The sequence below is a fragment of the Proteus sp. G2675 genome (assembly GCF_963886535.1).
Classification (GTDB): Bacteria; Pseudomonadota; Gammaproteobacteria; order Enterobacterales; family Enterobacteriaceae; genus Proteus; species Proteus mirabilis.
This window is the reverse complement of sequence record NZ_CAWPCB010000038.1, coordinates 104522-123145: the sequence shown is the minus strand read 5'-3', so window position 1 is coordinate 123145 and position 18624 is coordinate 104522. Positions and strand designations below refer to the sequence as shown.

The following is an 18624-nucleotide window of genomic DNA, read 5'->3' as shown; positions in this document are numbered from 1 at the left end:
CTTGAGAAATACAGCGATAACATCATTTTTATTGTATGATGAGCCATTCATCCCCACAAACCGCTAGAGCAATATAACATAAAGGACAGTGGTAGCTTATTATGATGTTGTTTAAAGACGATAGTAAAAAATCTTTATGGAATTTATCCATTATTGGACTTTACATTATATTGATCTACTTACCCGATATCACTCGCTATAAAAATATAGTGATGGGGCTAATTGGTGCAACGGCACTTTGGTATCTAGTGCGTGATTTTCGCACTATTGGTCAGATTTTTAAAAATAATCTCGCCTATGCGCTGTTTTTTTTATTGCTCGCCATTGGCTATTCAGTCGTGATTTCCGTAGAGCCCGCACTGAGTCTAAAAGAGATGAATAAGCCGATTTTAAATGGCTTACTGCTCTTTGCTATTGCGTTTCCCATTGTATTGTATAAAGAAACACCTACGGCAATTGCAAAGATGGTGATGGTGTCATTCGCCATGGGGTTATTGGTGATTATGGCAAAGGAGTTGGCGCAGTATTATTTGGAATATCAGCAAAATATTTTGCCTTTTACAAAAAAAAGTCAATTAGCGCATAGAGAAATCTCTTATGCTCTGCTATTTTTCTTTCCTATTATATTGGCCTTATGGGCATTGAAAAAAAATTATTCAATAATTAATTGGCTTTTATTAAGTGTGGTTAGCCTATTATTTTTATTTGCAATCTTAGGGACATTAGCACGCGGGGCTTGGGTCGCATTAGCGATTAGTACATTACTTATCTTAATCATTAATCGCCAGTGGATATTTACTTTACTCAGCATGGGTATCTGCGTTGCACTCTTTTTCGGTGTAACACAATTACCTAATAACCAATTTATTAACGCCAAACTTAAACATAAACTATCGCAAACCAATAGCGGACTAAGATTTGATGGTGGTACCCAAGGCTCAGCCTTAGATTTGATCTTAGCACAACCTATTAAAGGCTATGGTTATGGTAATCAGCTTTACCATAATGTTTATAATCAGCAAGTAAAACAGCATAAAAACTGGGTATTTAAAAAATCCATTGGTCCCCATAATGTATTTTTAGCTTTCTGGTTTGCCGGCGGTATTTTGGGGTTAATAAGTCTACTCTATTTTTGCGCGTCTTTTATCGCTCAAGGTATTCAATTGATCCGCAAAAATCAGGGAATTATTCGCCAAGCAGCGCTGGTGTTATTAATATCGTTTTTAGGGGTTTATGTACTGCGTGGATTATTTGAAAATGCCTATATTAATCAAGTGGGTATTTTATTAGGGTTAATGTTAGCATTGCGCTATTCATTATTAAATCAGCCCTCAGCGACACCGACCCAAGAAGATAAATCCGTTAGCTAATCAGTTTATTGATGGTATGTAAAATCGTCTCTGCCCGTTTATCCCAGTTGTAATAATTTTCAACTAATGAGCGGGCGTGATTGATTTTCTCACTGGTACGTTGTGGCTCTTCTCTTAGTAATTTAATTTGTTGGGCAAAACTCTGCGCATCACCACTATCAGCAAAACTCACCGCTTTTTCATCCACCACATCACGAATTGATGGAAAATCTGAAATAACCACCGGTTTTCTCATCGCCATATATTCAAACAGTTTTAACGGAGAGGTGTAGCGACTACCGATACTGGTTAAGGTTAAAGGCAGCACACAAATATCATGTTGAGCAATCGCCTGAAAGCGTTGTTTAGGATCGATAAAACCAAGAAAGTTAACTTTCTCTTTTACATCCATCTCCTTAGCAAGCAATTGCAGCCCTTTAATTTGCTCAGCCGTTCCACCAGCAATATTCAGTCTAGCGTTATCCAGATATTTCATCGCTCGCATCATGGTGGGGATCCCTTTCCATTTATGCAAACTACCTAGATAAAGTACCTCTGTTACATTATTGGTCGTAGCGGTTATATCTCTATGGCTATCTTTGTTGCTATCTGCGGCATATAAATCCACCCCATCGGGTACAATAGTAATAGGCGTGGTTACTTGATATTGCGAAATAATATCGTCCCTTAACAGCGAGGTCAGCACAAATACTGCCGTTGCGCGACTGTATACCAACTTCTCCATTTTTAGTAGTTTATGGTATTTCAGGCGATTTTTTTTCGTTTCAAAAGAGTGCGACTCTGCAAAAGATTGCGCAAAAATCTCATGGCTTTCGAAAAAAAGCGGAATATCTGCATGGTTCTCAGCCAGATAACAGGCCAGTTTTAAATTACGCGTAAATAGTGCATCAACAGGGTGTTGTTTTAACCAACGTGCAATTTGTAATGAAAATAGCTTTTGAGAATTAAAGGGAAAATACCATTTACGTCTGATATCTCTTAGCGCAATTAACCGCGCATTGCTATGAATATCACGCCCGAGAATATCGCTATCTCGATACTGTCCTTTGGGGGTGACTAGCGTCACTTGTGCACCGGCACGGGCAAACGCATCAACGTTTTGCAATATTTGCAATGAAGCCACACGCAAATCGGGAACGGGATAAGGATCAAGATAGGCGATTTTCATCATTCTGTTTTTAATGCCTGTAGTAATCGTTGTGCTGAATGTTGCCAAGTATAGTGAGAAGCAATGCGTTGGCGTGCATTTTCACCCATCGCTTTACCTCTATCCGGCAATGCCCGAAGATGGTTGATGGCTTTCACCATCGCGGTTACATCACCTGGGGTTACCAATAATCCTGCACTTTGCTCATTGCCTACCACCTCAGGAATACCGCCGATATAGCTGGCAATCACCGGTTTTCCGCATGCCATTGCTTCTGCAATGGTGATCCCAAATGCTTCATCGCCGATACTCGGGAAAACCCCTGCATCACAAGCGGCATAAAACTCAGGTAACATTGCATGCTCAACAGGTTGATGAAAAATAACTTGTTCAGCAACACCTTTTACCATCGCTTTATTTTTTAATTGTTCCAGCGCATCACCCGCGCCGATGATCAGTAACTTAACGTCTTCATCTCGCAATTGGGCTATTGCATCAATAGCAACACTTAAGCCTTTCCAACCGACTACACGCCCCGCAAATGCCAATAAAAACGTAGGATCACTCACCCCGAGCTGTTGGCGCAGAGATGTTGTCATAGGCTTAAACTTTGCCATATCAACACCATTATAGATAACCGCAGGAAATTGTTTAAAATGCTGCTGAATTTGCCAAGCATTAAAATGGCTACACGCAACCCAAGCAGAGATTTTTTTCGCCAGTTTACGATCACCTTTAAAAAAGCTGGTGCCACCACTCATATAACAAAAACGTGTCGAGCAAGATTTGGGCATCATTGCAGGCCAAAAGAAATCAAACGGCTTAGTTAAAATAACCCAATCAAAATTTTGTCGAATAACATCTTGTTTAGCATAGCGAGCAAAACTATAACGTTCAACAATACGACGAAAACGACCACCGAGATCGATAACTTTCTCTCTTGGTGTATAAGGATAGGTATGAATATGAATTTGTCGGCCTGCTAGTTCATGCCTGACATCACCATTGCCCCCATAAAGATGTACCTCATGTCCCGCATCATGTAACTGTTTGGCAAGCTCCCATACTGCGGTTTGGATCCCACCATAAGACATTGTGATTGTGACATCAATTAAGCCAATCTTCATGAGTTACTGTTTCACCTTTATTCCATTTAAAATATCGCTAACGGCATGCCAAACATTGGCGACAGAAATATCAGACATACTATCTTCACGACTTGCATCGGCTAACGCAATAGGATGTTGGATAATATGACAACATGAATGTTGTAATGGCGCTAAATAACATCCGGGATGATAGCTGTGATACATGGCTACCATCGGAATACCTAACGCGCCAGCTAAATGCGTCGGCCCTGTATCAACCCCGATATAGAGCGACAAATGCGCCATAATGGCAGCATTTTCGCGCATAGAAACTTGCCCTGCTAATGCCAAACAATGCTCAGTACCTATTTTTTTCGCCAGTTCAATGGCGACTTGTTGGCTCTCTTTCCCACCTAATAACAGAAAATAGGCCTGCTCGTCATGAGTCATTATCTGTTTGGCTAACTGCAAAAAGTGTTCTATAGGCCAATCGCGGTAAGCTTTGGCAGGAAAACTTTGTAATTGTAAGCCAATAATGTGCTTATTAATTAATGCATTACTCTCTATAAACTGTTGGGCAAATTGCTTTTCTTCTGAACTAATAGAGTAGCGTAATTGCCAATTGGTTGGGTAAATTCCTAACGCATTAATTAATAAAGCACGCTCTTTTTGTGCCACCATTAACTCTTTAGGGTAAGCCACCCATGTCATGTCTGATTGCTTTTGGTTATTTTCAGCAAAAGCCACTACATGTTGTGATTGACGGCGGGCATACTGCACTAATGAATGATCATTTCCATATACCAAAGCTAAATCATAAGGTTTATGGGGTAACCATCCTCGCCAACGGGCGCGCTTTTTCGAGAAAGACTTAACACTAAAAATATCAGGATTGTGCTGCAAGATGCAGGCACTGCGTTTATGCGCCAATACATGAATACGGGCATTCGGCCAACGCTCTTTTAGTGCGTGGATCACCGGCGTGATCAGTAACGTATCACCAAAACGCGCAATTGCTATAACCAATATGTTTTTTGGATCCATACACTTTTTATTTAGTTTAAATGATACATTTACTTTCCAGACTATACACTAAAAAGCATTACAAATATTCATAAACAGAATGAAAATATAACATCAGATACAGGATAATTAGCCCTTAGCGACTTTATTGGATATCAATTATCGTGATTTATCTTTAAGGCTAATGGCGTTAATAAATATTTTTTCCATTTTATCTAGCATGTTATCTAAACCAAACTGAGCTTTGGCATGGGCTAATGACGCTTGCCCCATTTGTTGACGTAACTCATCAGAGGCCATTAATTTAGCAAGGTAATTGATTAGGGTTTCTTGTACTTTAGGTGCCAATGTAAAGCCGGTTTTACCATCAATCACCGCTTCACTAATTGCACCTACTGTGGTTGATACCACCGGTAATCCGCAAGCCATCGCTTGCATAATACCTTGTGGCACCCCTTCGTTACCAAAAGAGGGTAAGGCAAATAAATCCATTGCATTTAAGCAATCCGGCACATCATTGCGGTTGCCTAAGAAAAAGACACTCTCTTCTAACCCTGCAAGTTTAACCATCGGTTGTAAATTTTTACGTTGTGGACCATCTCCGACGAGAAGTAGTTGCCAGTCAGGAAATTGCAGATGCAATGTTTTCCATGCTTCTATTAGGTATTTATGTCCTTTCCATACCCGCATTGTTGCCACAATCCCTAATGTAGGTTTATTAGGCACACCTATTTTTTCTCGTGCTTGCTGTTTATTTTGTGGCGAGAACTTTTCTAAATCGATCCCCGTAGGAACTGAGGTCATTTGACTGAGCGGAAAACGATTATATTGATGTAAGGTTTGGCGTAATTTTTCACCGGTAGTGACAATATGGGCACTTGAAGACAGGTAGAGCCAACGCGTGGGCAGTGAACGTGATACATCGGTAGATACATGGCGAGTACGTACTATGGCGGGAGAGTGGCGTAATGAAGCACAAGATAGCGCAACTAACCAAGCATCTGTCGAGCTATGGGTATTAATCACATCAAATTGCTGACGATGGACTTTTAACCAATTACGCAATGCCATCAGTGCAGATCCGCGTTTTTTTTCAATCGGTAATGTGACAACCTCAATACCATAGTCAGGGGCTGCTTTGGCAATTTTTGAGTTTGGACAGCAAACCAGTGTCACATGGTGCCCTCTTTGCACCATGCCTTGAGATTCTGTCAAAATGCGGATTTCTTGACCACCCCAACCACAAGACGACTCTGTATGTAAGATAGATAACACCGATTTACTCATCTGCAACTATTCACTCGATAGATAAAAAGGGCACTAGTATAACGAAAGAGTCAATAAAGATCATAATAGCTTTACTTTGTTATACTTAGCGCAAGCCAGATAACAAAAAACCCGACGCTAAGGTCGGGTTTTTTTTCAGAGAACTAAAATTATTTAATTTTAGCTTCTTTATAAGTCACATGCTGACGAACAACTGGATCGAATTTTTTCATTTCCAGTTTTTCTGGCATAGTGCGTTTGTTCTTCGTAGTGGTATAGAAGTGACCTGTACCAGCAGAAGAAACGAGTTTAATTTTCTCGCGAATACCTTTAGCCATTTTTCAGCTCCTTAGTACTTCTCACCACGGGCACGTAAATCTGCTAATACAGATTCGATGCCTTTCTTATCGATCACACGCATACCTTTAGCAGATACACGCAGAGTTACGAAACGTTTCTCAGACTCAACCCAGAAACGGTGAGAGTGCAGGTTTGGCAGAAAACGGCGTTTAGTCGCGTTTAATGCGTGAGAGCGGTTGTTTCCACTCACAGGACGCTTGCCGGTAACTTGGCAGACTCGGGACATGTCTATTCTCCAAAAATCTAATCAGCTCGAGCTTTAGTATCAGGTTTGGCCGCCTCGTCAGGCTTTGGAGCCCATCTCAGCAACTTTTAACGATTGAAAAACTGTGTAAACACCTCAGAAAAAACTTGCTGAGATAGGCTCTTCTCGCCAAACCCAAGATCCTCAAAGGTGGCGTAGTATACGCCCAATGGCCTCAACGCTCAAGACCCGTACAATAAAGATTGTCAATAATTTTAAAAAATATTGGCTATAACCAACCTCGTTCAGCAAAAGAAACACAGTTATCATGCCCTACCACAAGGTGATCAAGCACTTTTATACCGACTAATTGACAGGCTGTAAAAATTTTTTCTGTTATCTGCTTATCGGCAAGACTTGGCTCAGACAGACCTGAAGGATGGTTATGGGCTAAAATAATCGATGCAGCGTTCTTTTTAATCGACTGGCGAATAATTTCTCTGGGGTGAACTTCAACACGATCCACCGTTCCTTTAAACATTTCCTCACAGGCGATCATTTGGTTTTGGTTATCTAAAAATAGCACGACAAATACTTCTCTATCACGCCAATTAAGTCGTTTTTGCAAATAACTTTTGGTTTCTGCGGATGAGGAGAGGATATTTTTATGCATAAACTTTGTTTTAATAAAGCGTTGAGCCATCTCATTAATAGCTTGTAATTGGGTAAATTTACCCACACCTATCCCCTTAAAACAGCCTAATGTTTCATAATTCGCATTAATCACATGATAGAGAGAACCACACTTTCTAAGTAAGAAGTCGGCTAATTCTAATACCGATTTTTCATAGGTGCCTGTACGTAAAAAAATGGCCAATAACTCTGCATCCGTTAACGATTCTACACCATGCAACAGCAGTTTTTCTCTCGGTAAGAGTGTCTCTATGGTTACGTTTTCCATTCTTTGTGCTCTCCCTTTTCGCCAAGCATTTAAACATTAATACGTTATAATTGGCCTATCTTGTTATTTTATCTTTCAATTATTTAATTTTATCTTTCATGTAATATTCATCATAAAACAACTGTTGTTATATACAGTTAATTTACTATAAACTGTACAAGTTGAATGAAAAAGCCACAGATAAAATTTGTGCGAGGTAATACACAATAATTTATTTTATAAAACATCGTATTACATAGAATGCCTAACTCTGGCTTAGCTTGTGGTAAAATTATGGACATTTATTTATGCAATTAGGCATTTCATCATGACTACACTTCACGACAAAAAGATTATTCTGGGTATCAGTGGTGGTATTGCGGCCTATAAAGCGCCTGAGCTAGTCCGTCGTTTACGTGATAAAGGCGCTATTGTGCGCGTCGTTATGACGCCTGCAGCACATGCCTTTGTCACCCCGTTATCGCTACAAGCGGTATCAGGCTTCCCTGTTGCGGATGATTTGCTTGATCCTGCCGCAGAAGCCGCAATGGGACATATCGAACTAGGAAAATGGGCTGATCTGATTTTATTAGCCCCTGCTACCGCAGATTTAATTGCTCGTTTACGCATGGGGATGGCAAACGATCTGTTAGCCACACTCTGTTTAGCCAGTGCAGCACCTATTGCGATTGCCCCAGCGATGAATCAACAAATGTATCGTGCGGCGATTACACAAGAAAATTTAACGGCTTTGGCACAACGAGGTTGTCTTATCTGGGGGCCTGACTCTGGTAGCCAAGCCTGTGGTGATGTAGGACCCGGTAGAATGTTAGATCCTCTTGAATTGGTGGCATTAGCAGAGCAACAATTTGCGATTCAACACGATTTTAAAGGTAAAAAAATCACCATTACTGCTGGCCCAACACGTGAAGCCTTAGATCCAGTACGCTTTATCAGCAACCATAGCTCAGGAAAAATGGGCTTTGCTATTGCGCAAGCGGCCGCTCAACGGGGGGCAGAAGTGACACTCATTGCCGGCCCTGTCACATTGCCGACACCTGCTTGTGTTAAACGTATCGACGTCGAAAGTGCCCAAGAGATGTATCAACAAGTGATGAATATTGCGCCATCCCAAGATATTTTTATTGGTTGTGCTGCCGTTGCCGATTATCGAGCCAAACAGGTTGCCCCTGAAAAAATTAAAAAACAAGGTGATGAAGTAACGATAACTATGATAAAAAACCCCGATATTGTTGCCAGTGTCGGAAAAATGGTTGAGCATCGCCCATTTGTTGTCGGATTTGCAGCCGAAACCCAGAATGTGGAAGAATATGCCCGCCGTAAACGAGAACAAAAACAACTCGATTTAATCTGTGCTAATGATGTATCACTAAAAGATGCTGGTTTTAATAGTGATAACAACGCATTACACCTTATCTGGGCAAATGGAGAAACGCGTTTACCACATAGTAGTAAAACGCAACTGAGTCATCGCCTACTTGACGAGATAGCCAAACATTATGATGAAAAAAATTGACGTTAAAATCCTTGATCCACGAATTGGACAAGAGTATCCACTCCCTGCGTATGCAACAACAGGCTCTGCTGGTTTAGATTTACGTGCTTGCCTTGATGCTCCACTGGTATTAGCACCAGGACAAACTGAGCTGTTACCTACAGGTCTTGCTGTACATATTGCTGATGAAGGGTTAGCGGCAATGGTGCTTCCTCGCTCAGGCCTCGGTCATAAACATGGGGTGGTACTCGGTAACTTAGTGGGATTAATTGACTCTGATTATCAAGGTCAACTGATGGTATCGGTATGGAATCGTGGTCAACAAGCATTCACTATTGAACCCGGCGAACGTATTGCCCAGATGGTTATCGTACCTGTTGTTCAAGCAGAATTTAATATTGTAGAAGATTTTACGGCAACAGAGCGTGGTACAGGCGGTTTTGGACACTCTGGTCGCCAATAAGCACGACGTCTTGCATTTATTTTAATATCAATGACGATATCACTCCCTTTGCACTAACACTTTTATTTAGTGCAAAGGTTTACTGATTTGTTTTGCTTTTAGCAGGGGCCTTATCAGTCATGGCAGAAGAAAAAGAAACCAAAAAGAAACGCAGAAATAGACGGGATGAAATACTACAATCGCTCGCTCAAATGTTGGAGTCTAGTGATGGTAGTCAACGTATTACTACAGCCAAATTAGCGGCTACCGTTGGGGTATCTGAAGCAGCACTTTATCGACATTTCCCCAGTAAAACAAAGATGTTTGATAGCCTAATTGAGTTTATCGAAGATAGCTTAGTTTCGCGTATCAACCTGATTTTAAAAGATGAGAAAGAAACTATCGCACGCATTCGCCTTATTCTTATCTTGATCCTTGGCTTTGCAGAGAAAAACCCTGGGCTATCTCGCATTCTTACCGGACACGCATTAATGTTTGAGCAAGATAGATTACAAGGGCGCATTAACCAATTGTATGAGCGAATTGAAGTACAACTTCGCCAAGTGATTAAAGAGCGTAAAATTCGCGAAGGAAGTGCCTTTTTACATGATGAAGCACTACTCGCTTCACAACTGCTTGCGTTTTGTGAAGGTATGCTAGCACGTTTTGTACGTACGGAATTTCGTTATCATCCTACACAGGAATTTGAAGCACGTTGGCCATTAATTCAGGCACAATTACAGTGAGTAAGTAACAATGAAAGAGTGGACTCGTGACTTAACTCAATAATTTGAAAATGACATATATGCCGTTTTTTTCTTATTTGTGTTAACATGCGCTCTATTGATATCAGAGTATCTAAATAGATTTACTGGGAATGGCACTAAGCGATCCCCAATCTGTGGCAGTGGCAACGCGCCTTGTCCCTACTGTAAAAGTCCTTTTTATCTTTCAATATCTGTGATAATTATCGCAGAAAATTCATTGTACTACTCACCCCGCCCATTATTGGGCGAGGGCTTTTTTTTACAGCTATTGAGCGATTTTATTGTATTTTTGCTTTTTTAATTAATGCCATAACGTTCACGATAGGCTTTTACTGCTGGCAAATGTGCCGATAATGTCTCACTTTCAGTTAAGTAGCTAATTAAATCATCCAAAGTAATAATTGAATAAACTTGGCATTGATAATCGCGCTCTAATTCTTGTATTGCAGAAAGCGAACCACGCCCTTTTTCTTGTCTATCTAAACTAAGCAATACCCCTGACAGCGTCGCATCATGTTGTTTGATTATTTCCATCGATTCACGAATAGCCGTTCCAGCGGTAATAACATCATCAACAATCACCACATTCCCTGTTAATGGACTGCCGACTAATGTCCCTTCTTCACCATGATCTTTAGCTTCTTTACGATTAAAGCAGTAAGGAACATCCATATCATGATGTTCAACTAAGGCCACTGCGGTCGTTGTCGCGATGGGAATACCTTTATAAGCCGGTCCAAACAGCACATCACAAGGCACATGATTATCTATTAATGTTTGTGCATAAAACTGTCCCAATAAAGCCAAGTCACGCCCAGTATTAAATAAACCTGCATTAAAAAAGTAAGGACTAACACGACCTGATTTCAGCGTAAACTCACCAAATTTTAATACATTTTTTGCTAATGCAAGTTCGATAAAGTGGCGCTGGTAGGCTTTCATTTTTTTCTCCTATTAAGATTGCTTAATGACAGATTTTAGACATAAAAAAAGCGACTTTTCAGTCGCCTTAAAAAATAGAATTTATTGCTTCAGCGCCTCTTTTTGCGCTTCAAATATCTTTTCTAATCCCCCTTTCGCAAGGGCGAGTAAAGCAAGTAACTCTTCATGACTAAATGGTGCACCTTCTGCCGTACCCTGTACTTCAATCATACGGCCATCATCGATCATCACCACATTCATATCCGTTTCGGCTGCGGAATCTTCGACATATTCCAAATCGCATAATGGTTGACCATCAACAATACCCACAGAAACAGCGGCTACCATTGATTTAAGAGGGCTCTTTTTCAGCTTACCTTCTGTAACCATTTTATTTAAAGCATCCACTAACGCGACACAAGCACCAGAAATAGAGGCGGTGCGAGTACCACCATCGGCTTGAATAACATCACAATCAACCGTGATAGTAAATTCACCCAAGGCCTTTAAATCCACAGCGGCACGTAGTGAGCGAGCGATTAAACGTTGGATTTCCATTGTGCGACCAGTTTGTTTACCGCGAGCAGCTTCACGAGCATTACGGCTGTTTGTGGCGCGAGGAAGCATGCCATATTCTGCAGTCACCCAGCCTTGCCCTTGTCCTTTAAGAAAACGAGGTACACCCTCTTCTACAGTGGCATTACACAAGACTTTGGTATCACCAAATTCAACTAATACAGAACCTTCAGCATGTTTTGTATAGTGACGAGTAATGGTAATCGGACGTACTTGGTCTGCTTGTCTGTCTGCTGGACGCATGGTGTTATCTCCGCTTTCTCTGACATATTGGGGGCGCATTATACGACCTAAAACGGCTTATGCCTATCCTTGTGTTGATACCTAGGGTTATAATCGTTACATCATTTACAATATTGAGACCCTATTATGATCCGTAGTATGACCGCTTTCGCTCGTCGAGATATCAAAAAAGAGTGGGGTAGCGCCGCATGGGAACTGCGTTCCGTTAATCAACGTTACCTTGAAACATATATCCGTTTACCTGAGCAATTACGTAGTTTAGAGCCTGTTATTCGTGAACGTCTACGTAATCGCTTAACACGCGGTAAAATAGAATGTAACTTGCGTTTTGAACTCAATGCTCACTCACAAGGTGAACTGACTTTGGATGAAAATTTAGCAAGGCAACTGATTGTTTCTGCTAACTGGGTAAAAAGCCAAAGTCATGAAGGTACTATCAGCCCATTTGATATTTTACGTTGGCCTGGGGTTATCTCAGCCCAAGAGCAAGATTTAGATGCCATTGGTAGCGAACTATTAGCAGAGCTTGATGTAGCTATCGATGCCTTTATTGCAAGTCGAGAAGCTGAAGGTCAAGCACTCAAAACGCTGATTGAGCAACGTTTAGATGCCGTAAGTGCTGAGGTCGTAAAAGTAAGAGCACAGATGCCAGAAATTCTCCAATGGCAACGTGAGCGCTTAACCAGCAAATTAGAAGAAGCACAAGTTCAAGTTGATAATAATCGTTTAGAGCAAGAATTAGTGATGTTAGCGCAACGCTTAGATGTCGCTGAAGAGCTTGATAGATTAGATGCTCACGTTAAAGAAACACGCAAAATTCTCAGTAAAAAAGAGGCTGTCGGCCGTCGCCTTGATTTTATGATGCAGGAGTTTAACCGTGAATCCAATACACTAGCATCCAAATCAATTAATACGGATGTCACCAATTCCGCTATTGAATTAAAAGTATTAATTGAACAGATGCGTGAGCAGATCCAGAATATTGAGTAAATTATCGCTTATATTTATTCAGTCTCACGACATCACCCAACGCAGTAAGCCAGTGTAAATGCTGGCTTTTTAAGTTACTTAAGTCATATTTTGATATCACTAAATAAAAGCGCAAGAGAATTTGGACGAGTTTAAAAAGCTTGTATAAACTACATCAACAAATAGTTATCTCTGATCACTGAGTACAATTGCATATTTATTATTTAAAATGTACACTTAAGATGTACATTATAGGAGAAATATTATGCGTACATATACCTCGACACAAGCCCGAGCCAATATCTCAGAAGTATTAGATATTGCGACCCACGGTGAACCTGTTGAAATCACCCGCAGAGACGGTTGTTCAGCGGTTGTTATCAGTAAAACTGAATTTGAGTCATACCAGAATGCTAAGCTAGATGCAGAGTTTGATATGATGATGCAACGTCATGGACATACCGTAGAGGCACTGACAAATCGATGATATGGGTTAGCGCACAGGAAGTTATCGCTTTCCATGATCGTATATTACAACGTTTCCCAGGTGTGGCCGGTATGTCCGATCCTGGCAGAGCGGAAGCTCTTATTTACCGGGTGCAAAACCGTAAACATTATGAAGGCATTACAGATGTGTTTGAACTGGCAGCAACTTATTGGGTCGCTATCGCTCGAGGGCACATATTTAATGACGGTAATAAACGTACCGCATTTTTTGTGACCATGACATTTCTCTATCGTAATGGCATCAGGATCCGCGATACTGGCAATATGCTGGAAAACTTAACAGTAGAAGCAGCTACAGGTGAGAAAACCGTCGACCAGTTAGCAAAACATCTACAAAACTTGGTAGAGAAAACTAACTAAAATAGTTTTCATTAGCAAAATAAAGGCCCCTTTCAATATTTCATACCAAATATGACAAGGTGGCATAGCCCACTATCCCCTAAAATGAGATAGCTATAATTAGTTTTACCGCATTAAGGACAGCTAACAACTTTACCTCTCAATACCTCCCAATCCCAGTCCACTGAAAACTTAATTTTTACAATGTACACATTCAGCAAAAAAGCCTCTCCAGCACTGATTTCTGAAGTAACTTGATTTTACGACGCAACTGGGTAAAAGTGAAACTATAATTTCCTTATTCGATTAAAAATGAAAGTATTATTTCTCTTTAATCTGTTTGAGAATATCGAACAGTCACTTTACTCAAAGCCAAAAGTGAAGCTATACTTTCACTAACTGAAGATTTAAGAAAATATAGTTTCACTATGAATACCATCGAATCAACAACAAAGCGCACTGCTGTCGTTTTTCCAAAACATAAAAAGGTGTTAAGCATTTTGGGCGAGAACTTAACTCTAGCAATGAAGCGACGTGGTATTACCCAAGAAATGATGCATAATCGAACAGGATTGTCTAAACCAACGTTACGAAAAATCCTAAAAGGCGATCCTTCCGTTTCGCTTGGTCACTATGTCAACATATTAGCCTCCTTAGGCCTCTTAGAAGACTTAACCAAAGTTGCCTTTGATGACGAATTGGGAAGAAAGCTGCAAGACATCCAATTGCTGAAAAAAAAATAAGGGTATCGCATTATGGAAATCTACGTTTATGCTGATTGGACTGAATCAACTGACCCTGTATTAGTTGGTACATTACGATCATCAGAAATTAGAGGCAAAGAACATTTCAGCTTTAGTTTATTTATATTGCGCTTATTTCTATAAACATGGACATAAAATAAAGGCTCCTTTCAATATTTCATACCAAATATGACAAGGTAGTGACATATTGAATTTTCGCTTATTAACATTGCGACGGATCACTCACCAATGCGAAGATAGCATTTATCATTCCGTTTAAAAGCAAATCTGTAACGCTATCATTTCGCTAGAGCTTGTCTAATAAACCCTTTATTTTGCGCCAACAACTGTGTTGCTTGTTGTGCATCTACGCCGGCTAAAATCATCAAAATCGCTGTTTTACAATGACGTTGGCATTGTGCTAGTGCGTGTTCAGCAGTAGCTCGATCACACTCTGTTGCTTGCATCACAATACGAATTTGGCGCTCAATTAATTTGGCATTAGTGGCTTCAACATCCACCATTAAATTACCAAACACTTTACCCATCTTTATCATGGCACCTGTGGTTATCATATTTAATACCAGTTTTTGTGCTGTGCCTGCTTTCATACGTGATGAGCCAGTTACCACTTCAGGCCCCACAATCGGCGTAATGGCAATATCGGCACGTTGCGCTATGGAACTATCAGGATTACAACTAATTGCCCCGGTCACCGCACCTAGTGAGCGTGCATATTCTAATGCGCCAATCACATAAGGCGTTCGACCACTGGCTGCAATCCCAACTAGTACATCCTTAGCATTAAAATTAAGCTGGCGTAAATCCTCTGCCCCCAATTGGACATTATCTTCTGCATTTTCAACCGCTTGTAAAATGGCTTTGTGTCCCCCGGCAATTAAGCCAATCACCATATCATGGGGGGTTCCATAGGTTGGAGGACATTCACTGGCATCTAAAATTCCCAAACGACCAGAAGTACCTGCACCGCAATAAATTAATCGACCACCTTGAGAAAATGCTGTTACGACCTTATCCACCAGCCGTGCAATATGGGGTAATGTGGCTTCAACCGCAAAAGGCACTTTTTTATCTTCATTATTAATGACTTTTAGCATTTCAAGTGTTGAAAGTGTATCAATATGTTCACTGTGATGATTGCGACTTTCCGTGACAAGATTGCTAAGGTCAATAGCCATTATTACTCTCCAAATATTATTAATTATTTGATTAAGACAAAGAAATTAACTGCTTTTATACCACTATTATTGGTAATATTTTCAAAATCATTATAAACGGTACTCTACATGACATTTATTAAATCTATTTCGACCTTTATCAGTCTAATAACACTTTTTTGCTCATTTTCTTTACACGCTAATTTCGAAGAGCAAGATAAAAAATTATTTGAAGATACCCGCAAAGAAGCACTAAACCATAATGCACTCGCTCAATATCAGTTAGCCGAAATGTATTTACTGGGGGATGGCGTAGAAAAAAACCTGCTAAATGCACAGCTGTGGGCAAATGAAGCAATAAAAAGTGGCTATGCCGATGCCTATGCGCTCCTTGCTGACATTTACCTCTTTAATGCCGACCCTTATTTTAAAAGCTATTATGTCGAAGCAAAAGAGTTAGCCACCACTGCCGTTAATAAAGGAAGCATGAGAGGAAAAATCAGCTTAGCAACCGCGCTTATTGCTCCTTTATCTGGTGAAGTAGATTATCAGCAAGCGATGGTATTACTTGAAGAAGCCACACAAGCGCATCAACAAGAACTTGTTTATGCCCCCATTTGGTTAGGTATTTTATATAGTGGTATAGGTAATATTCCTGTCGATATGGAAAAAACCAATAAATTATTTGCACAAGCCAATGAAATGACATTTGAAGGATTTGCTCAAGCAATGGCCTCTTTTATGTTCTCAGGTCAATATCATATTATCGAGCCCAACAAACAAAAAGCAGATGCATTTATGAAACAAGCCTGTGAAGAAGCGAGAAAAGTTGGCAATGAATTTTATTGCCAACCAGAATTAAATTAACCGAAATTAAAGCTAATAAATGCCCCTAGCTCAGAAAAGGGATGGTTATGCTTATATCATCTCTTTTCTATTCATCTCGACGTGACACCTATTTTTTACAACGCCATACGGTATTCAATTACACCTGGTTTTTCAGCCACCCAATCATACAGACGTTGACCCCGTAAATTGGTTTCCTGTGTATGCCAGTACAAACGAGCACAATTACGTTGTTTAGCCTGTTGATTTACAAAATCGATTAATTTTTTCCCCACATGACAACCACGAGCTTCAGGTGAAACAAACAAATCTTCGAGGTAACAAAAATCACTTTCAGCCCAAGTTGAACGATGAAAAAGATAATGAACAAAACCCAGTATTTTTTTGCCATCTGTTGCAACAGCACAGTAAATCAGCTCTTTCTCATCAAAAAAGCGCGCCCATGTTTTTAATGTTATCTCTTCTGATAATTCAACGTTATAAAATTCCTGATAACTTAACCAATATGGTAACCATTGAGCATAATGCTCTTGCTCAATAAGTTGAACGGAAACTGCCATCGATATTGTGCTCATTTATTTACTTCCTTCTACTCTCATCAACGCGATAAAAAGATATCACTCGGCCTGTTATTGCTGTCATAGTACGTTTAATTCTGGCTCTTAATAAGGTACACTTTTTGTGTTTTTATAGGATCCACTTTATGAAACAGAAACCAACAGCTTATTTCCCTAACCTTGTATTAGAAGAAGGGTCTATTAGCTCACAAGTCTATTACGCCGTTAGAAAGGCTATTTTAGAAGGCGTTCTATCTCCGGGTAGCCGTCTACCGTCAAGTCGCACATTGGCTGAAATGATGTCGATTTCTCGCAATTCTGTTATTGCCGGATTTGAACGTTTAATTGATGAAGGCTATTTATTTACTCGTCGCGGGTCGGGCACTTTTGTTACGAATACCATTCCTGATAGCATTCATTCCAATCAGTGGGTTAAAACGCCCCTGCCGACGTCTTCATTGCATATCGATAATGAATTAGGAACACTTAATCCTAATTTGCAAAAGATGCATGCTTTTTGGCAACAATCACAACTAAATACCAATAGTCGCTTTATGTTTCATGTGGGTGTTGGGTGTATTGATCTTTTCCCCCATGAGCTTTGGGGAAGATTATTAGGACGAGTTTGGCGACACTCCAAAAAAGAACTCGCAACCTTTAACTCGCCAACAGGCTATACACCATTAAAAAAGATGATATGCCAATATGCCCAATCAACGCGTGGACTTAACTGTCAACCTGAGCAAGTCATCATTGTCAATGGCACACAGCAAGCGATTAATCTTGCTACTCGAGTGCTATTACAAGAGGGAGATACTGCTTGGTTAGATGATCCTGGTTATGACAGCGCTCGAGCTATCTTTACATCGTATGGTATAAAAATACACCCCGTTCGTTCAGATAGTGACGGTATGGATATTTCTCAAGCTATAGACCAATGCCCGCAAGCAAAACTAGTTTTCACCACACCTTCACATCAATTCCCTTTGGGTAATACTCTTTCACTTTCACGTCGTATTGCCTTATTAGAGTGGGCATCGTCCAATAACATGTGGATCTTTGAAGATGATTACAATAGCGAATTTCGCTATCACACTAAACCCATTCAAGCTCTACAAGGATTAGACAAACATCAGCGGGTTATTTATGCCGGAACCTTTTCAAAAATGATGTACCCAGGATTTCGTTTAGGCTTTTTAGTGGTACCTCCATCTTTAATTGACAGCTTTAAAGTCGCTAAATACTACACCGACTCTCATTCTGGTTTTTTAGAACAAGCAACATTAGCGCTATTTATATCTCAAGGACATTATGCTCGCCATGTTAGACGGATCAGAAAAGCCTGTTATGAACGTTATCTAACGTTAACCAATACGATAAAAAAGTATCTCTCTCACATTTTTCGTATTGAACCGACTGATTCTGGCATCCATATTGTCTGCTGGTTACAGTCTGGTTATACAGAAGAATATATTGTGAAAGAGGGACGGAAAATTGGGTTAGCCATACAGCCTTTATCGCGTTATTGTATTCAATCTTATCCTAAACAGGGTATATTATTAGGGTATGCCGCACACCATCCCTCTGAAATTGAAAAAAATATTATTTTGCTTGCTCAAGCTTTATCTAAATAAATAACATT

The 18624-nt window shown here is 40.2% G+C and carries 21 protein-coding genes; 10 read left to right on the top strand and 11 right to left on the bottom strand.

What is annotated here, in order from left to right:
* The first annotated feature begins 101 nt into the window (after nucleotides 1-101).
* Nucleotides 102-1370, top strand: coding sequence for an O-antigen ligase RfaL (gene rfaL, locus AACQ49_RS13820; RefSeq protein ID WP_161779108.1), 1269 nt, complete (start codon nucleotides 102-104; stop codon nucleotides 1368-1370).
* On the opposite strand, the gene AACQ49_RS13815 is transcribed toward rfaL, so the two are convergent.
* From AACQ49_RS13815 to radC, 7 genes are all read right to left on the bottom strand, one after another.
* Nucleotides 1363-2541: a glycosyltransferase family 4 protein gene (locus AACQ49_RS13815; RefSeq protein ID WP_004249939.1), complete on the bottom strand. Its 1179-nt coding sequence runs from the start codon at nucleotides 2539-2541 to the stop codon at nucleotides 1363-1365. The genes rfaL and AACQ49_RS13815 overlap by 8 nt on opposite strands.
* On the bottom strand, nucleotides 2538-3644 hold the full coding sequence (locus AACQ49_RS13810) for a glycosyltransferase family 4 protein (RefSeq protein ID WP_004246479.1): 1107 nt from the start codon (nucleotides 3642-3644) through the stop codon (nucleotides 2538-2540). The genes AACQ49_RS13815 and AACQ49_RS13810 overlap by 4 nt, the downstream gene beginning before the upstream one ends.
* Nucleotides 3645-3647: 3 nt before the next feature.
* A complete protein-coding gene (locus tag AACQ49_RS13805) occupies nucleotides 3648-4649 on the bottom strand; it encodes a glycosyltransferase family 9 protein (RefSeq protein ID WP_161779107.1) in 1002 nt (333 codons plus the stop codon).
* Nucleotides 4650-4787: 138 nt separating this feature from the next.
* Nucleotides 4788-5915, bottom strand: a complete 1128-nt coding sequence (locus tag AACQ49_RS13800; protein WP_004246481.1) for a glycosyltransferase family 4 protein — start codon at nucleotides 5913-5915, stop codon at nucleotides 4788-4790.
* 149 nt (nucleotides 5916-6064) lie between these two features.
* Complete coding sequence (rpmG, locus tag AACQ49_RS13795) at nucleotides 6065-6232, bottom strand: 50S ribosomal protein L33 (protein WP_004246483.1); 168 nt, start codon at nucleotides 6230-6232, stop codon at nucleotides 6065-6067.
* An 11-nt stretch (nucleotides 6233-6243) separates the two neighbouring features.
* Nucleotides 6244-6480: a 50S ribosomal protein L28 gene (gene rpmB, locus AACQ49_RS13790; RefSeq protein WP_004246485.1), complete on the bottom strand. Its 237-nt coding sequence runs from the start codon at nucleotides 6478-6480 to the stop codon at nucleotides 6244-6246.
* A gap of 247 nt (nucleotides 6481-6727) precedes the next feature.
* Nucleotides 6728-7399 (bottom strand): RadC family protein, encoded by a 672-nt coding sequence (gene radC / locus AACQ49_RS13785; RefSeq protein ID WP_087740986.1) that lies wholly within the window; start codon nucleotides 7397-7399, stop codon nucleotides 6728-6730.
* 307 nt (nucleotides 7400-7706) lie between these two features.
* On the opposite strand from radC, the gene coaBC reads away from it, so the two are divergent.
* From coaBC to slmA, 3 genes are all read left to right on the top strand, one after another.
* Nucleotides 7707-8915, top strand: coding sequence for a bifunctional phosphopantothenoylcysteine decarboxylase/phosphopantothenate--cysteine ligase CoaBC (gene coaBC / locus AACQ49_RS13780; RefSeq protein WP_049210431.1), 1209 nt, complete (start codon nucleotides 7707-7709; stop codon nucleotides 8913-8915).
* Complete coding sequence (dut, locus tag AACQ49_RS13775) at nucleotides 8899-9357, top strand: dUTP diphosphatase (RefSeq protein WP_004246490.1); 459 nt, start codon at nucleotides 8899-8901, stop codon at nucleotides 9355-9357. Before coaBC ends, dut begins: the two co-directional genes overlap by 17 nt.
* Nucleotides 9358-9476: 119 nt before the next feature.
* Nucleotides 9477-10082 carry a nucleoid occlusion factor SlmA gene (gene slmA, locus AACQ49_RS13770; RefSeq protein ID WP_004246491.1) on the top strand — a complete coding sequence of 202 codons (606 nt, stop codon included), beginning with the start codon at nucleotides 9477-9479 and terminating at the stop codon, nucleotides 10080-10082.
* A 318-nt stretch (nucleotides 10083-10400) separates the two neighbouring features.
* Here slmA and pyrE read toward each other — a convergent pair whose 3' ends face one another.
* A complete protein-coding gene (gene pyrE / locus AACQ49_RS13765) occupies nucleotides 10401-11045 on the bottom strand; it encodes an orotate phosphoribosyltransferase (RefSeq protein ID WP_161779106.1) in 645 nt (214 codons plus the stop codon).
* An 81-nt stretch (nucleotides 11046-11126) separates the two neighbouring features.
* Complete coding sequence (rph, locus tag AACQ49_RS13760; protein WP_004249760.1) at nucleotides 11127-11843, bottom strand: ribonuclease PH; 717 nt, start codon at nucleotides 11841-11843, stop codon at nucleotides 11127-11129.
* Nucleotides 11844-11969: 126 nt separating this feature from the next.
* Here rph and AACQ49_RS13755 point away from each other — a divergent pair, with 126 nt between their 5' ends.
* From AACQ49_RS13755 to AACQ49_RS13740, 4 genes are all read left to right on the top strand, one after another.
* The gene (locus AACQ49_RS13755) at nucleotides 11970-12833 is read left to right on the top strand and encodes a YicC/YloC family endoribonuclease (protein WP_004249947.1); all 864 of its coding nucleotides are present in this window, start codon (nucleotides 11970-11972) and stop codon (nucleotides 12831-12833) included.
* Nucleotides 12834-13077: 244 nt separating this feature from the next.
* A complete protein-coding gene (locus AACQ49_RS13750) occupies nucleotides 13078-13299 on the top strand; it encodes a type II toxin-antitoxin system Phd/YefM family antitoxin (protein WP_004246496.1) in 222 nt (73 codons plus the stop codon).
* A complete protein-coding gene (locus tag AACQ49_RS13745; protein WP_004246497.1) occupies nucleotides 13296-13679 on the top strand; it encodes a type II toxin-antitoxin system death-on-curing family toxin in 384 nt (127 codons plus the stop codon). Before AACQ49_RS13750 ends, AACQ49_RS13745 begins: the two co-directional genes overlap by 4 nt.
* 407 nt (nucleotides 13680-14086) lie before the next feature.
* Nucleotides 14087-14401: a helix-turn-helix domain-containing protein gene (locus tag AACQ49_RS13740; RefSeq protein WP_161779105.1), complete on the top strand. Its 315-nt coding sequence runs from the start codon at nucleotides 14087-14089 to the stop codon at nucleotides 14399-14401.
* Between the two features lie 299 nt (nucleotides 14402-14700).
* Here AACQ49_RS13740 and murQ read toward each other — a convergent pair whose 3' ends face one another.
* Entirely contained in the window at nucleotides 14701-15600 is a 900-nt protein-coding gene (gene murQ / locus AACQ49_RS13735) for an N-acetylmuramic acid 6-phosphate etherase (RefSeq protein ID WP_161779104.1), read from the bottom strand.
* A gap of 108 nt (nucleotides 15601-15708) precedes the next feature.
* Here murQ and AACQ49_RS13730 point away from each other — a divergent pair, with 108 nt between their 5' ends.
* Nucleotides 15709-16446 (top strand): tetratricopeptide repeat protein, encoded by a 738-nt coding sequence (locus AACQ49_RS13730; protein WP_004249950.1) that lies wholly within the window; start codon nucleotides 15709-15711, stop codon nucleotides 16444-16446.
* Nucleotides 16447-16541: 95 nt separating this feature from the next.
* Here AACQ49_RS13730 and AACQ49_RS13725 read toward each other — a convergent pair whose 3' ends face one another.
* Nucleotides 16542-17000 carry a GNAT family N-acetyltransferase gene (locus AACQ49_RS13725; RefSeq protein ID WP_124740807.1) on the bottom strand — a complete coding sequence of 153 codons (459 nt, stop codon included), beginning with the start codon at nucleotides 16998-17000 and terminating at the stop codon, nucleotides 16542-16544.
* A 128-nt stretch (nucleotides 17001-17128) separates the two neighbouring features.
* Between AACQ49_RS13725 and pdxR the strand changes: the two genes are divergently transcribed.
* Nucleotides 17129-18616 (top strand): MocR-like pyridoxine biosynthesis transcription factor PdxR, encoded by a 1488-nt coding sequence (gene pdxR, locus AACQ49_RS13720; RefSeq protein ID WP_161779103.1) that lies wholly within the window; start codon nucleotides 17129-17131, stop codon nucleotides 18614-18616.
* Nucleotides 18617-18624 lie beyond the last annotated feature (8 nt).

Excerpts from the sequence above, each read along its gene's own strand:
- AACQ49_RS13745 (WP_004246497.1), top strand. The coding sequence starts at position 13,296 with ATGATATGGGTTAGCGCACAGGAAGTTATCGCTTTCCATGATCGTATA.
- AACQ49_RS13740 (WP_161779105.1), top strand. The coding sequence starts at position 14,087 with ATGAATACCATCGAATCAACAACAAAGCGCACTGCTGTCGTTTTTCCA.
- AACQ49_RS13800 (WP_004246481.1), bottom strand. The coding sequence starts at position 5,915 with ATGAGTAAATCGGTGTTATCTATCTTACATACAGAGTCGTCTTGTGGT.
- coaBC (WP_049210431.1), top strand. The coding sequence starts at position 7,707 with ATGACTACACTTCACGACAAAAAGATTATTCTGGGTATCAGTGGTGGT.
- rpmG (WP_004246483.1), bottom strand. The coding sequence starts at position 6,232 with ATGGCTAAAGGTATTCGCGAGAAAATTAAACTCGTTTCTTCTGCTGGT.
- AACQ49_RS13725 (WP_124740807.1), bottom strand. The coding sequence starts at position 17,000 with ATGAGCACAATATCGATGGCAGTTTCCGTTCAACTTATTGAGCAAGAG.
- pdxR (WP_161779103.1), top strand. The coding sequence starts at position 17,129 with ATGAAACAGAAACCAACAGCTTATTTCCCTAACCTTGTATTAGAAGAA.
- dut (WP_004246490.1), top strand. The coding sequence starts at position 8,899 with ATGATGAAAAAAATTGACGTTAAAATCCTTGATCCACGAATTGGACAA.
- AACQ49_RS13750 (WP_004246496.1), top strand. The coding sequence starts at position 13,078 with ATGCGTACATATACCTCGACACAAGCCCGAGCCAATATCTCAGAAGTA.
- rfaL (WP_161779108.1), top strand. The coding sequence starts at position 102 with ATGATGTTGTTTAAAGACGATAGTAAAAAATCTTTATGGAATTTATCC.
- rph (WP_004249760.1), bottom strand. The coding sequence starts at position 11,843 with ATGCGTCCAGCAGACAGACAAGCAGACCAAGTACGTCCGATTACCATT.
- slmA (WP_004246491.1), top strand. The coding sequence starts at position 9,477 with ATGGCAGAAGAAAAAGAAACCAAAAAGAAACGCAGAAATAGACGGGAT.
- AACQ49_RS13755 (WP_004249947.1), top strand. The coding sequence starts at position 11,970 with ATGATCCGTAGTATGACCGCTTTCGCTCGTCGAGATATCAAAAAAGAG.
- rpmB (WP_004246485.1), bottom strand. The coding sequence starts at position 6,480 with ATGTCCCGAGTCTGCCAAGTTACCGGCAAGCGTCCTGTGAGTGGAAAC.
- AACQ49_RS13730 (WP_004249950.1), top strand. The coding sequence starts at position 15,709 with ATGACATTTATTAAATCTATTTCGACCTTTATCAGTCTAATAACACTT.
- pyrE (WP_161779106.1), bottom strand. The coding sequence starts at position 11,045 with ATGAAAGCCTACCAGCGCCACTTTATCGAACTTGCATTAGCAAAAAAT.
- AACQ49_RS13815 (WP_004249939.1), bottom strand. The coding sequence starts at position 2,541 with ATGATGAAAATCGCCTATCTTGATCCTTATCCCGTTCCCGATTTGCGT.
- murQ (WP_161779104.1), bottom strand. The coding sequence starts at position 15,600 with ATGGCTATTGACCTTAGCAATCTTGTCACGGAAAGTCGCAATCATCAC.
- AACQ49_RS13810 (WP_004246479.1), bottom strand. The coding sequence starts at position 3,644 with ATGAAGATTGGCTTAATTGATGTCACAATCACAATGTCTTATGGTGGG.
- radC (WP_087740986.1), bottom strand. The coding sequence starts at position 7,399 with ATGGAAAACGTAACCATAGAGACACTCTTACCGAGAGAAAAACTGCTG.
- AACQ49_RS13805 (WP_161779107.1), bottom strand. The coding sequence starts at position 4,649 with ATGGATCCAAAAAACATATTGGTTATAGCAATTGCGCGTTTTGGTGAT.